This window comes from Rhodoferax sp. (assembly GCF_028689305.1).
Classification (GTDB): domain Bacteria; phylum Pseudomonadota; class Gammaproteobacteria; order Burkholderiales; family Burkholderiaceae_C; genus Rhodoferax.
In genome coordinates this window covers 27,894-40,532 of sequence record NZ_JAQTWM010000027.1, presented here as the reverse complement: position 1 = coordinate 40,532, position 12,639 = coordinate 27,894, and the positions used below count along the sequence as shown (strand labels likewise).

The window sequence follows — 12,639 nt, the reverse complement described above, 5'->3', positions numbered from 1 at the left end:
TGGACGAGAACAAGGTGAAAGACCTCAACCTGCGCACCCCCTGGGAGGGGCTGCTGATCGGCCAGAAGCTGCAGGACTATGTCAATGAGCTGGTGAAAAACCGCCCCATTGACCAGCTCGGCAAACCTTTTGTGGCCGTCGCCACCCGGGGTGACAACGGCCGCCGGATTGACTTTGCCCGCGGCAACACGGGTCAGGCGGTGCGTGCCTCCAGCAGTTTTCCACTCTTTTTCAAACCGGCCCAGATTGAAGGCAAGACCTATGTGGACGGCTGCCTGGCCAGCCCGGTGCCGGTGGATGCCGTGCGTGAGCTGGGCGCTGACCTGGTGGTGGCGGTGGACATCTCGGCCCAGCTGGAGCAGCGTCAAGCCTTCGGCGGTCTGGGCCAGGCGGTGAGCAGCACGCTGAGGATCATGATCAAACACCTGACCGAACAGGAACTGGCGCGTGCGGACGTGGTGATCCGCCCCAAGGTCGGACTGATTGGCGCCACCGACTTTGACCAGAAAGACCGCGCCATTCTCGAAGGTGAAAAGGCCGTCGCACTGGCCCTGCCTGAACTGCGCCAGGCAATCCAGAAGTGGCAGGCTAGCCACCCGGTCAGTATCTAGACGATATTGCTACACTTAACATAGCAATAAGCCGTTATTCTGTCCGGGTTGGATGGCAAAAAAGCTCATAAGATTGCTGACATGTCTGATTGCCAGCGCAGGCTGATCACTTGATGAAGCCACGTGCTTTCATGTTGTCACAGCCGTTTTGGCGCGGCGTTGGCAAGGTCACGCCTTTTTCCTTGGCCCGTGCTTCCATCGCGGTGTGATGTTCCGTCTGCAGCAACTTGCATTCCTCATAGGTCTTGACCGCGTGCATCTTGGTTTGGAAGGCCCGGCGCTCCTCAGCCGTCATCAACGACCAGCCAGGCGTGTTGTTTTTGTCAAAACGCATGTTGCGCATGCCGCGTGCGGCAGGTCCGGCCTGGCTGGCGCCCTGCATCATCGGTCCTCCGGCACCTGGGCCGGGGCCGGGGCCGGGCTGGGCCAGCACGGTAACGCTCAGAGCCGCTCCGAGCAGGGCGGCCAAGGTCACGAACTTGAGGGTGGTTGCGGTTTTCATGATGTACTCCTTGTTGACTGAAGCGGTTGGCCGGCTTTGCCGGCTTCCCTGGGAATGATTGGAGCGCAGTCATGTCAAGCCAGTGTTGCTGCCAACGGCGAATTTGCATCGCCCTGTTGCACCGCGGGCTTGCGTTACAGTGGGTTACAAAACCCCGGTACATGCGGCTGGCAACACCAGGGGCCCGCTTGTACGCTTGCCTTCCAAGAACCCACAATGGCATGCCATGGAAAAAAGTGACTGCATCCTGATCGTGGATGACGAACCCGAAATCCGCCGCCTGCTGGTGGACTATCTGGCGCGCAACGGCTTTGAGGCCATTGCCGCCCGCGATGGCCACGAGATGTGGCAGATGCTGGAGCGCCACGCGGTTGACCTGCTGGTGCTGGACCTGATGCTGCCCGACACCGATGGCCTGACGTTGTGCCGTGACCTGCGCGCCAAGTCCAGCCTGCCGGTGATCATGCTCACCGCCCGTGGCGAAGAAACCGACCGCATCGTGGGCATCGAGATGGGGGCCGATGACTACCTGGTCAAACCCTTCAACCCGCGTGAACTGCTGGCCCGCATCAAATCCATTTTGCGCCGCACCCGGGCCCTGCCGCCCAATCTGAAACCGGAGCCGGTGCGCTGCCTGCGTTTTGCCGGCTGGTGCCTGGACACGGCAGCACGACTGCTGAGCGCCCCCGACGGCGTGGCCACACCGCTGTCGGGTGGTGAATTCCGCCTGCTGCGCATCTTGCTGGAGCACCCCAACCGGGTGGTCACCCGCGACCAGCTGATCGAGATGATCCATGGCCGCGAAGCCGAGGCCTACGACCGCGCCATTGACGTGCAGGTGAGCCGGCTGCGCCAGCGCCTGCGTGATGACAGCCGCGAACCCCAACTGATCAAGACCGTGCGCGGTGAAGGGTATGTGCTGGCCGCCGTGGTGGAGGCCAGCAGCACATGCGTTTGAACTGGCCTCACTGGCAGCTGCGTGCCCTGCCCTCCAGCCTGTATGCCCGCGTGGCGCTGATCCTGCTGGCCGGCCTGCTGGTGGCGCAAGGTGTCAGCCTGTGGCTGCAATGGGATGAACGCTCCAGCGTGGTGACACAGGCACGCGCCACCGGCTTTGCCGAGCGCATCGCCCGAACCGTGCGGGTGCTGGAAACCGTGGGGGTGACGCAGCTTGACATGGCCCTGCCCGCCCTGCAGGACGACGATCTGAGTGTGGCAAAGGTGGCGCCCGGCCAAGTGTCGCCCAACCCACCGCGCGGGGTCATTGGCCATATGCTGGCGGCACAGCTGGGCAGCCAGCGCGACATCCGCCACGTTGACCTGGCGACGGGCTCACCGGCTGACACCCTGCAGCGCAGTTTTGATGTGCGTCTGCAAAGTGGTCAATGGGTACGCATCACGGTTCGGCGCGCCGCGGAAGCCGCGCCACCGGCACTGTCCAACGACCTGATCGCCCAGCTGCTGGCGACACTGGTGATCGTCACGGCCGTGGTCATGATTGCGGTGCGGCAGGCCACCCTGCCCCTGCAGCAACTGGCCCGGGCGGCCGACGCCCTGGGCAGCGACCTGGACGCCCCGCCGCTGCCCACGCAGGGCAGCAGCGAAACCCGCAGCGCCACCCAGGCGTTCAACCGCATGCAGACCCGCATCAAACGGCTGGTCAACGAACGGGCACGGGCGCTGGCCTCGGTGTCACACGACCTGCGCACACCGCTGACACGCCTGCGCCTGCGCGCCGAACTGGTCAGCGACGACACCCTGCGTGACCAGATGGCGGCCGACCTGGAGGCCATGGCCACCATGCTGGACGCCACGCTGGACTACCTGCGCGGCCTGCAGGACCAGGAGCCGGTGCGCCCGATCGACATCAACGCGCTGCTGGAAAGCATGGCCGAAGACGCACGGGTGCTGGGCCGCAGCATCAGCCTCAGCGGCCAGGCGCACTCACCCTTCACCGCCCGCCTGAGCGCCCTGCGCCGGGCGCTGCAAAACCTGATCGACAACGCCTTCAAATACGGCCAGCAGGTGAGCATTGACGTGCAAGACAGCACCGCCCAGCTGCGCATCACCGTGCAGGACGACGGCCCCGGCATCGCCCCGGCGGAACTGGCCAAGGTCACCGAGCCCTATTACCGCGTGGACAGCGCCCGCAGCCAGCACGGCGGCGTCGGCCTGGGCCTGTCAATTGCCCGCGACATCGCCCTGCTGCACGACGGTGAACTGAGCCTGCACAACCGCCCCCAAGGCGGCCTGGCGGCAACGCTGTGCTTGCCCCGCAGCTGAATTCGCCCAGGCGTTAAATTGCTATGCTTTATATAGCTATACAAGCTTATTTCTTCCGGGCTAGAGGCCAAAAAGACTGGTAAGCTGGTGCCCAAGCCAGCCCAGGCCTTCAGACCCGCTTGAGCACCTCGGCCACGCAGCGTTCAATGCCGGTGAACACATCACTGAGGCGGGCGTCATCAAACATGTAGGCCGGGGTGGTGACGAGTTTGTGTGCTTCGTCAATCACAATGTCGCGGGCGTTAGGGGTGTTTTCATGCTGCTGGCCCAGTTGCCGCATGGCGGCGGCACAACCCGCATCGTTGCCCAGCGTGAGCGCTGCACTGTCAGCCGCCTGATGCAGTGCCAGCGCCACCAGCGCCGGGGCTATACAAATCGCGCCCACCGGCTTGCCGCTGGCAAAAAAGCCGCGCACAAACGCCGCCACGTCGGGACGCACCTCGGCCTCGGCCCCCTTGAAGGCAAAGCTGCAATGGTTCTTGGCCACGCCATAACCGCCGGGCATGACCAGCGCGTCGTAGTCCTGCACCCGGGCCTGGGCCAGGTCCAGGCACTGGCCAAGGCGGGCAATGCGGCTGGATTCTTCCAGGATGTTGCGCTGTGCCCCGGGCACCGGCTCACCGGTGACGTGATTAACCACATGGAACTGTGGCGCGTTGGGCGCAATACACTGGAACGCCGCGCCGTGCTGGTCAAGCGCCAGCAGCGTCAACACGGCTTCGCGTACTTCGGCGCCATCCAGGTGGCCGCAGCCAGCCAGCAGCACGGCCACTTTGGGGGGGTTGTGAGCTTGGGACATAGACGCCTTTCGGTAGTTTGGCCGGATTATCCGGCTACCCTTGCTGGCCACACAAGAGCCGCTGGCGTGACTTGATCACGCAGCCAACCAATGCATCCGGCGTCAGGCCAGCATGTCCCGGTGCGCCTGAATGGCCTCACGCACAATGGCCTTGATGGCAGGCGTGTCCGCACTATCCAGCAGCGCCAACAAGGCCTGGCGCATGCGCGGGTCCCAGAAGTTTTTCAGGTGTTTGGCAATACCGGCCAGCGCCTCTGCCCTATCGGGCATGCTCTCGAAAAAAGTGCCAATCTGGTTGGCCATACGGATCAGGGTGTCGTCACGGGTCATGGGGAATCCATCGAAAGTCGTTCAGGGTGGCTGTAAATGGACAGATCGTTGCCACGGGTAAAGCCCAGCAGCGTCAGCCCTGTCGCGTGGGCCACGTCCACCGCCAGACCGGTCACACCGGAGACGGCGGCCAGCAAGCCAATGCCCGCTGTCGCGGTTTTCTGCACCATCTCGTAACTGGCGCGGCTGGTGATGAGGGCAAAGCCGCTGTGCGCCTCCAGGCTGGAGCGCCGCAGCGCGCCGACCAATTTGTCCAGCGCGTTGTGGCGGCCCACGTCTTCACGGATCAGCTCGATCTGGCCGTCCGCCGTGCACCAGGCGGCGGCATGGGTGGCCCCGGTCAGCGCCGACAGCAGTTGGTGCTCACGCAAATCGGCCATCGCGCGGGTCACGGCCACGGCCTCAAAACAGGGCGGGTTACTCAGGGGTGCCAGCGGCCGTACCGCATGCGCCAGGCTCTCGGTGCCACACAGGCCGCAGCCGGTGCGTCCGGTCAGGTTGCGCCGCCGCTCCTTGAGCCGGGCAAAACAGGCGGCGGCAATCGTCAGCTGCACCGTGCAGCCCTGGGCGTTGACGGTCCATTCACAGTCATGGATTTGCGCCGGGGTGTCCACAATGCCTTCGGTCAACGCAAAGCCGTAGGCAAAGTCTTCCAGATCAGCGGGGGTGGCCATCATCACAGCGTGGGACACCCCGTTGAACTCCAGCGCCACCGGCACTTCTTCAGCCACGCGGTCTTGCACCTGCGCAGCCTGCCCGGCGCGAAGCCGATTCACCGCCAGGACCCGGCAGGCCTGCGACGCAGGTAAGTCCACCCCAGCCATGTCCATCAGCACCTCTTATCGCCCCGTCTCTGACATGACCGGCTCCAGCGGCAACACCGCCTGTGCCAGGGCCAGTTGTTCGGCGTTGAAACGGGCATAGGATTGTTGCCACTCCGAAGGCTGCGCCACCGGCATCACCTGCACGGCGGTCACCTTGTACTCGGGGCAGTTGGTGGCCCAGTCAGAGTTGTCGGTGGTGATCACATTCGCGCCCGATTCGGGGAAGTGGAAGGTGGTGTAGACCACACCGGGCTGAATACGCTCAGTCACCTCGGCGCGCAGCACGGTTTGCCCAGCGCGGCTGTCAATGCCCACCCAATCGTCTTGCTGGATGCCGCGCTCTTGCGCATCGTGCGGATGGATCTCCAGCCGGTCTTCGCTGTAGAACTGCGTGTTGGCGGTGCGCCGGGTTTGCGCGCCGACGTTGTATTGCGACAGAACCCGTCCAGTGGTCAGGATCAAGGGGTATTTGCGCGTGACCTTCTCGTCGGTGGCCACGTACTGCGTGTTGAAAAACTTGCCCTTGCCGCGCACAAATTTATCAATGTGCATCAACGAAGTACCGGCCTCCACCGTGTTCTGATTACACGGCCACTGCACGCTGCCCAGCCGCTCGATCTTGTCATAGCTCACGCCCTGGAACGAGGGTGTCAGCGCGGCAATCTCCTGCATGATCTGCTCGGGGTGGCTGTAGTGCATGGGGTAGCCCAAAGCATTCGATAACTTCATGGTGGCTTCCCAGTCGCCCACACCCGACAGCGGCGGCATCACCTGGCGCACCCGGCTGATGCGCCGCTCGGCATTGGTGAAAGTGCCGTCTTTTTCCAGGAACGAGCTGCCTGGCAGGAGCACATGGGCGTACTTGGCGGTCTCGTTCAAAAACAGGTCTTGCACCACGATGCATTCCATCTTTTCCAGCGCTGAGACCACATGCTGGGTGTTCGGGTCAGACTGCACAATGTCTTCACCCACGCAGTACAAGCCTTTGAACGTGCCGTCCAGCGCCGCCTCAAACATATTGGGAATGCGCAGCCCCGGCTCGGGGTTGAGCGTGACCCCCCAGGCGGCGTTGAACTGCTCACGCACTGCGGTGTTGCCGATGTGGCGGTAACCCGGCAGGTCATGCGGAAAGCTGCCCATGTCGCAACTGCCTTGCACATTGTTCTGGCCGCGCAGCGGGTTCACGCCGACCCCTTCGCGCCCGATCATGCCGCAGGCCATGGCCAGGTTGCAAATGCCAATCACCGTGGTAGAACCCTGCGCATGTTCGGTCACGCCCAGGCCGTAGTAGATGGCTGAATTGGGGCCACTGGCAAACAGCCGCGCCGCCGCCCGCACCTCAGCGGCGGGCACACCGGTGACGGATTCAAAGGCTTCGGGCGAGTTCTCGGGTTTGGCGACAAAGGTGCGCCATTCGTTGAAGCTCTTGGTGTCGCACCGCTCGGCCACAAAGGCCTCATTGACCAGCCCCTCGGTCACCACCACATGCGCCAGCGCCGTGATCATGGCCACATTGGTGCCAGGTTTGAGCGCCAGGTGATGCGCAGCCTGAATGTGCGGTGAACTCACCAGCTCAATCTCACGCGGGTCGACCACAATCAGTTTGGCCCCGCTGCGCAGGCGCTTCTTTAAGCGCGAGGCAAACACCGGGTGCGCGGCGGTGGGGTTGGAGCCCATCACCAGCACCACGTCAGCCTGCTCGACCGATTTGAAGGTCTGCGTGCCTGCCGAGGTGCCAAAGGTTTCACCCATGCCATAGCCGGTGGGCGAGTGGCAAACACGGGCACAGGTGTCCACATTGTTGTTGCCAAAGGCCGCGCGAATGAGCTTTTGCACCAGGTAAACCTCTTCATTGGTGCAGCGGCTTGAGGTGATGCCACCCACCGCATCCTTGCCATCTTTGGCCTGGATGCGTTTGAATTCACTGGCCGCGTAGGCAATGGCCTCATCCCAGCTCACCTCTTGCCAGGCCTCGTGGATGCTCTTGCGGATCATGGGGGCGGTGATGCGATCCTGGTGTGTGGCGTAGCCCCAGGCAAAACGGCCTTTGACGCAGGCATGGCCCTCGTTGGCCTTGCCGTCTTTCCACGGAACCATACGCACCACGGTGTTGTCTTTCAGCTCGGCTTTGAAGCCGCAACCCACGCCACAGTAGGCGCAGGTGGTGATGACACTGCGATCGGGCAGGCCCAGCTCAACCACGTTTTTTTCCTGCAAGGTGGCCGTCGGACAGGCCGCGACGCAGGCCCCGCAGCTCACACAATCGCTCTCCATGAACGGCTGGTCTTGCCCCGGCGACACGCGGCTGGCAAAGCCTCGGCCCGAGATGGTCAAGGCGAACGTGCCCTGCGTTTCTTCACAGGCGCGCACACAGCGGTTGCAGACGATGCATTTGCTGGCGTCATAGGTGAAGTAAGGGTTGGACTCGTCCTTTTGACTCTTGCAGTGGTTGGCCCCGTCCTGCCCATAGCGCACCTCACGCAGCCCGGTGACACGGGCCATGTCCTGCAACTCGCAGTCACCGCTGGCAGCACAGGTCAGACAGTCCAGCGGGTGATCAGAGATGTAGAGTTCCATCACCCCCTTGCGTAATTGCTGCAATTTGGGCGTCTGCGTGTGCACTTTCATACCCGACTCAGCCGGTGTGGTGCAAGAAGCCGGAAAACCCCGGCGGCCTTCAATTTCCACCAAGCACAGGCGGCAGGAGCCAAATGGCTCCAGGCTGTCGGTGGCGCACAGTTTGGGCACCTGGATACTGGCCTCCAAGGCGGCACGCATCAGCGATGTGCCTGCGGGCACGGTGATGCTTTGGCCATCAATCTCCAGCGTCACCTCTTGTGTTGAAGCGCGTCGTGGGGTGCCGTAGTCGGTTTCTTGCAGATGTTCAAACATGATGTTTTCCTGATCCTGGACTTTCAAGCGACTTTGGCCACGGGCGCGGCCAGGCCAAAGTCCTGCGGGTAGTGGTTCAAGGCCGACAACACCGGATTGGGGGTCAGCCCGCCCATGGCGCACAAGGAGCCGTGGGTCATGGTGTCGCACAAATCGCGCAGCAGCGCCTCGGCTTTGTGGTCGCCGCTTTTGAGGCGGTCAATCACCTCCACACCCCGGGTCGAACCAATGCGGCACGGCGTGCATTTGCCACAGGACTCGATGGCACAAAATTCCATGGCGTAGCGTGCCAGTTGGGACAAGTCCGCCGTGTCGTCATGCACCACGATGCCACCGTGGCCGACCGTGATGCCGACTGCGGCATAGGCCTCGTAATCCAGGGGCACATCCCAATACTGCTCAGGCACATAAGCCCCCAGCGGCCCGCCAACCTGCACCGCCTTGATCGGGCGGCCCGAGGCACTGCCGCCGCCAAAGTCAAACATCAACTGGCGCAGGGTGACACCAAAGGCTTTCTCAATCAGCCCACCACGCTTGACATTGCCGGTGAGCTGAAACGGCAGCGTGCCGTGTGAGCGCCCCACCCCGTAGTTCTTGTAGAAATCGGCACCACGTGCCAGGATGACTGGCACCGAGGCCAGGGTGATCACGTTGTTGATCACCGTGGGCTGACCAAACAAGCCTTTGAGCGCCGGAATCGGCGGCTTGGCACGCACCACACCACGCTTGCCTTCAATGCTCTCCAGCATGGCGGTTTCTTCACCACACACATAGGCTCCGGCAGCCTTGCGCACTTCCAGATGAAAGGTCTTGCCAGACTCCAGAATGTCCGCGCCCAGAAAGCCCGCTGCGGTGGCCCTGGCAATCGCCTCACGCATCACCGCTACGGCCTGTGGGTACTCGCTGCGGATGTAGATATAACCTTGCGTGGCTCCGGTGGCGATGGCCGCAATGCTCATGCCCTCAATCAGCATGAAGGGGTCACCCTCCAGCGTCATGCGGTCGGAATAGGTGCCCGAATCGCCCTCGTCGGCATTGCAGACGATGTATTTCTGCGCGGCCTGAGCAGCAGCCACGGTTTTCCATTTGATACCGGCCGGAAACGCCGCGCCACCGCGCCCGCGCAGGCCGGAGTCCAGCACCTGCTGCACAACCTCGGTGGCCGGCATGTCCAAGGCCCGGCGCAATCCGGCAAAACCTGCGTGCGCTTCATAGTCGGCCAAGGAGAGCGGATCGGTCACACCTATGCGGGCAAAGCTCAGGCGCTCTTGTTGTTTCAGATAAGGGATGTCTTCGACCAGCCCCTGCTTCAAGCGGTGATCGGCTCCGGTGTGGCACTGGGCCTCAAGCAGATCGGCCACATCCTCAGGAGTCACCGGACCGTAGGCGACACGGCCTGCAGGGGTTTGCACTTCGACCAGCGGCTCCAGCCAGAACAGGCCGCGTGAGCTGTTGCGCACCAGATCGATCGCCAGCCCACGCTGTTGGGCTTGGGCCAGCAGGGCGGCGGCGACTTCGTCCGCACCGAGGGCCACGGCAGCCGAGTCGCGCGGTATAAAAATCTTGATGCTCATGCCGGCATCCTTGCCGCTGCGACCAGGCGGTCAAATTTGTCGGCATCGACCCGGGCATGCAACTTGTCGTCCACCACCATGGCGGGCGACGACGAACACAAACCGAGGCAGTACACCGGCTCCAGCGTGAAGGCAGCACCATCACCGCGCGCCTGCTGCTGGCGGCAGGCATGCGCCCACAACCCCTCGGCCCCCATGGACTGGCAGGCCTCGGCGCGACAAATCTGCACCACATGGGCTTGCGCTGGTTCGTGCCGGAAATGATGGTAGAACGTGAGCACACCGTGGACTTCCGCACGCGATAGATTCAGTGCCTGGGCGACAACACTCACCGCATCCGCCGGCACATGACCCAGCGCGTCCTGGATGTCATGAAGAATGGGGAGCAAGGCACCCGGCAGGTGCTTTTTGGCTGCCACCAAAGTTTGAATAGTTTGTTGCATTTTTTCTGCCATCACAGAACATTCCGACTGCGTTGAATCATAGGGTCAACCAACACACACAAAAACTCACCAATGAATCCGGCCATCACACCAGAGCGCCAGGGCTACCAATACTTCGGATACCTGGCGGCGCGGGTCTGGTTGTTATAGACCAGCGCCACCACCACCAGCACCACGGCACCAACCAGGGTGGGGAACAGCAAAAAGCTCCACGACGGTTGTGTCAGGAAGACAATGACCGGATTCGATCCGGCCGGAGGATGTACCGTCCGTGTGAGCATCATCAGTGCAATGGCAGTGGCCGTCGCCAGCGCCACCGCCCACCAATGGGGTCCCAACACGGCCAGAAAAACCAAGCCAGTCAACGAGCTGATGACATGTCCGGCAATCACATTCCTTGGCTGGGAAAACGGGACATCCGGGTAACCAAACACCAGCACGCAGGAGGCGCCGAACGAGCCCAGTACCAGCGTCATCGACAGAAGATCGGTCAGGGCCGCCACTGAGCCAATGGCCAATAACCCGCCCATCCACGCCAGGGCAATGGCCCTGGCCGGAGGCAGCGGCGGCAACGCCGCACCATCCCCTTTGCACTTTTCAAAAAAAGACATCACGCCGCCTTTCTGTTTGCTGCCAGACTCGTTTGAGCGGTATCGGTCAGAAAAACTTGGCGACCGTGATCATGGTGCGATAAACGCCCCAGGCCAATGGCATCCCGACTGCCGCCCAGGCCAGCACCACAAAGACCGGGTTGCTGGGTTTGTCGTGGGCATGGGTGCCATCGCCATGGACCTCCGAGCCCTTGACCTTTTCATGCGCCAGACGTTTCTCGATCGCCAGTTCTTCCGGCGTCATGAACCACTTGGGATTGAGCGGGCGCACCAGCAAATTGCAGATCAAGCCCACCACCAGGAAACCCACCAGGATGTACATGGTCTGGTTGTAGACCTGTTCACGCGGCAACCCCAGGCTGAGCTGATAGTCACGCATGTAATTCACCACCACCGGGCCGACAATACCGGCTGTCGCCCAGGCCGTCAGCAGGCGGCCATGGATGGCCCCCACATTTTGGGTGCCAAAGATGTCTGCAAGATAGGCCGGCACGGTGGAGAAACAGCCGCCGTACATGCTGAGAATCACACAAAACGCCGCGACAAACAGCAGTTTGGAACCGGCGGCAGCACTCCCCGGAATGCTGAAATACAGCAGCCCACCCAGCACAAAGAAAATGACATAAGTCAGCTTGCGCCCCAGGTGATCGGAAATCGTGGCCCAGAAAAAACGGCCACCAATGTTGAACAGGCTCAGTAAAGCGGTGAAGCCTGCAGCCACACCCGCAATGGCGGCCAGTTGTGCCTTGTCGAGCTCACCAAATTTCTTGGCCACCCCCACCAGAGAACCACCAAACACCTCTTGCAGCATGGGGGAAGCCATACCGATCACGCCAATACCGGCGCTCACATTCATACACAACACCATCCAGATCAGCCAGAACTGCGGAATACCCCAGACCTTGCTGACATGCACATGGTGCTGGGTGATCATGGCGTTGTTGACATGCGCCGGCTTGGGTGTCCAGCCAGCCGGCTTCCAGCCGGACTCGGGGATGCGGTAACCAAAAGCACCGGCCATCATGAATACAAAATACACCGCCGCCATGGTCAGAAAGGTCTGCACCACGCCCACGTCTGTTGGGGTGGCAAAGTACTTCATCAGATCAGCCGCCAGCGGAGAGCCCACCATGGCCCCGCCGCCGAAGCCCATGATGGCCATGCCGGTGGCCATGCCACGGCGATCCGGAAACCACTTGATCAGGGTCGAAACGGGTGAGATATAACCCAGACCCAGCCCGATGCCGCCAATCACCCCCGAGCCGAGGATCATCATCCAGAACTGGTGTAAATACACCCCCAGCGCCGAGAACAGCAGTCCGCCGCACCAGCAAAAGGCCGCGATCACCCCCACCTTGCGTGGGCCAACCCGCTCCAGCCAGCCACCCCAAAGTGAGGCCGAAGAACCCAGCAGCACAAAAAACAGGGTGTACATCCAGCCCAGTGTGGAAATCTGCCAGTCGCAAGTGGTGGTGAACAGTTGTCCGAAAAAGCCCACATCGGGACCACACTTGATGGACTCCTTGATCCCCAAGGCCTTGGACAAAGGCAACCAGAACACGGAAAAGCCGTAAGCCATGCCAATGCAGAGGTGAATGGCCAGGGCGGCGGGGGGCACCAGCCAGCGGTTGAAACCCGGGCCAGCAACAATGTGTTCCTTGCTGAGAATGCCCAGTTTTTCCTCGGGGTGCAAAGCCACCCCGCTCGTGATTGACGTCATGCTGTCTCCTTCTATAAACGCGCACTTGATGTGAGCTGGGGACAGTATCA

The 12,639-nt window shown here is 62.2% G+C and carries 12 protein-coding genes; 3 read left to right on the top strand and 9 right to left on the bottom strand.

Going from position 1 to position 12,639, the window contains the following annotated elements; all coding sequences use genetic code 11:
* On the top strand, nt 1-611 hold a 611-nt coding region (locus PHW99_RS07935), incomplete at its 5' end, for a patatin-like phospholipase family protein (protein WP_300175468.1).
* A gap of 106 nt (nt 612-717) precedes the next feature.
* On the opposite strand, the gene PHW99_RS07930 is transcribed toward PHW99_RS07935, so the two are convergent.
* Entirely contained in the window at nt 718-1,113 is a 396-nt protein-coding gene (locus tag PHW99_RS07930; RefSeq protein WP_300175466.1) for a hypothetical protein, read from the bottom strand.
* Between the two features lie 226 nt (nt 1,114-1,339).
* Between PHW99_RS07930 and PHW99_RS07925 the strand changes: the two genes are divergently transcribed.
* Both PHW99_RS07925 and PHW99_RS07920 read left to right on the top strand, forming a co-directional pair.
* The gene (locus PHW99_RS07925) at nt 1,340-2,071 is read left to right on the top strand and encodes a response regulator (RefSeq protein ID WP_300175464.1); all 732 of its coding nucleotides are present in this window, start codon (nt 1,340-1,342) and stop codon (nt 2,069-2,071) included.
* Nucleotides 2,068-3,396, top strand: coding sequence for an ATP-binding protein (locus PHW99_RS07920; protein WP_300175462.1), 1,329 nt, complete (start codon nt 2,068-2,070; stop codon nt 3,394-3,396). The genes PHW99_RS07925 and PHW99_RS07920 overlap by 4 nt, the downstream gene beginning before the upstream one ends.
* Nucleotides 3,397-3,505: 109 nt before the next feature.
* On the opposite strand, the gene elbB is transcribed toward PHW99_RS07920, so the two are convergent.
* The 8 genes from elbB to PHW99_RS07880 all read right to left on the bottom strand — a co-directional run bounded on the left by elbB (nt 3,506) and on the right by PHW99_RS07880 (nt 12,589).
* On the bottom strand, nt 3,506-4,195 hold the full coding sequence (elbB, locus tag PHW99_RS07915; protein WP_300175460.1) for an isoprenoid biosynthesis glyoxalase ElbB: 690 nt from the start codon (nt 4,193-4,195) through the stop codon (nt 3,506-3,508).
* Between the two features lie 102 nt (nt 4,196-4,297).
* Nucleotides 4,298-4,525, bottom strand: a complete 228-nt coding sequence (locus PHW99_RS07910) for a formate dehydrogenase subunit delta (protein ID WP_300175458.1) — start codon at nt 4,523-4,525, stop codon at nt 4,298-4,300.
* Complete coding sequence (gene fdhD / locus PHW99_RS07905) at nt 4,522-5,355, bottom strand: formate dehydrogenase accessory sulfurtransferase FdhD (protein WP_300175456.1); 834 nt, start codon at nt 5,353-5,355, stop codon at nt 4,522-4,524. Before fdhD ends, PHW99_RS07910 begins: the two co-directional genes overlap by 4 nt.
* Nucleotides 5,356-5,364: 9 nt before the next feature.
* Nucleotides 5,365-8,241: a formate dehydrogenase subunit alpha gene (gene fdhF / locus PHW99_RS07900; protein WP_300175454.1), complete on the bottom strand. Its 2,877-nt coding sequence runs from the start codon at nt 8,239-8,241 to the stop codon at nt 5,365-5,367.
* Between the two features lie 23 nt (nt 8,242-8,264).
* Nucleotides 8,265-9,815, bottom strand: a complete 1,551-nt coding sequence (locus PHW99_RS07895; protein WP_300175452.1) for a formate dehydrogenase beta subunit — start codon at nt 9,813-9,815, stop codon at nt 8,265-8,267.
* Nucleotides 9,812-10,258: a formate dehydrogenase subunit gamma gene (locus PHW99_RS07890; RefSeq protein WP_366913177.1), complete on the bottom strand. Its 447-nt coding sequence runs from the start codon at nt 10,256-10,258 to the stop codon at nt 9,812-9,814. Before PHW99_RS07890 ends, PHW99_RS07895 begins: the two co-directional genes overlap by 4 nt.
* Before the next feature lie 104 nt (nt 10,259-10,362).
* Complete coding sequence (locus PHW99_RS07885; protein WP_300175448.1) at nt 10,363-10,869, bottom strand: HPP family protein; 507 nt, start codon at nt 10,867-10,869, stop codon at nt 10,363-10,365.
* Between the two features lie 46 nt (nt 10,870-10,915).
* Entirely contained in the window at nt 10,916-12,589 is a 1,674-nt protein-coding gene (locus PHW99_RS07880) for an OFA family MFS transporter (RefSeq protein WP_300175446.1), read from the bottom strand.
* Between the last annotated feature and the right edge of the window lie 50 nt (nt 12,590-12,639).

What these genes read in the sequence shown, in the direction of transcription:
- PHW99_RS07930 (WP_300175466.1), bottom strand. Translation starts at nt 1,113, where the DNA reads ATGAAAACCGCAACCACCCTCAAGTTCGTGACCTTGGCCGCCCTGCTC.
- PHW99_RS07925 (WP_300175464.1), top strand. Translation starts at nt 1,340, where the DNA reads ATGGAAAAAAGTGACTGCATCCTGATCGTGGATGACGAACCCGAAATC.
- elbB (WP_300175460.1), bottom strand. Translation starts at nt 4,195, where the DNA reads ATGTCCCAAGCTCACAACCCCCCCAAAGTGGCCGTGCTGCTGGCTGGC.
- PHW99_RS07910 (WP_300175458.1), bottom strand. Translation starts at nt 4,525, where the DNA reads ATGACCCGTGACGACACCCTGATCCGTATGGCCAACCAGATTGGCACT.
- fdhD (WP_300175456.1), bottom strand. Translation starts at nt 5,355, where the DNA reads ATGGACATGGCTGGGGTGGACTTACCTGCGTCGCAGGCCTGCCGGGTC.
- fdhF (WP_300175454.1), bottom strand. Translation starts at nt 8,241, where the DNA reads ATGTTTGAACATCTGCAAGAAACCGACTACGGCACCCCACGACGCGCT.
- PHW99_RS07895 (WP_300175452.1), bottom strand. Translation starts at nt 9,815, where the DNA reads ATGAGCATCAAGATTTTTATACCGCGCGACTCGGCTGCCGTGGCCCTC.
- PHW99_RS07890 (WP_366913177.1), bottom strand. Translation starts at nt 10,258, where the DNA reads ATGCAACAAACTATTCAAACTTTGGTGGCAGCCAAAAAGCACCTGCCG.
- PHW99_RS07885 (WP_300175448.1), bottom strand. Translation starts at nt 10,869, where the DNA reads ATGTCTTTTTTTGAAAAGTGCAAAGGGGATGGTGCGGCGTTGCCGCCG.
- PHW99_RS07880 (WP_300175446.1), bottom strand. Translation starts at nt 12,589, where the DNA reads ATGACGTCAATCACGAGCGGGGTGGCTTTGCACCCCGAGGAAAAACTG.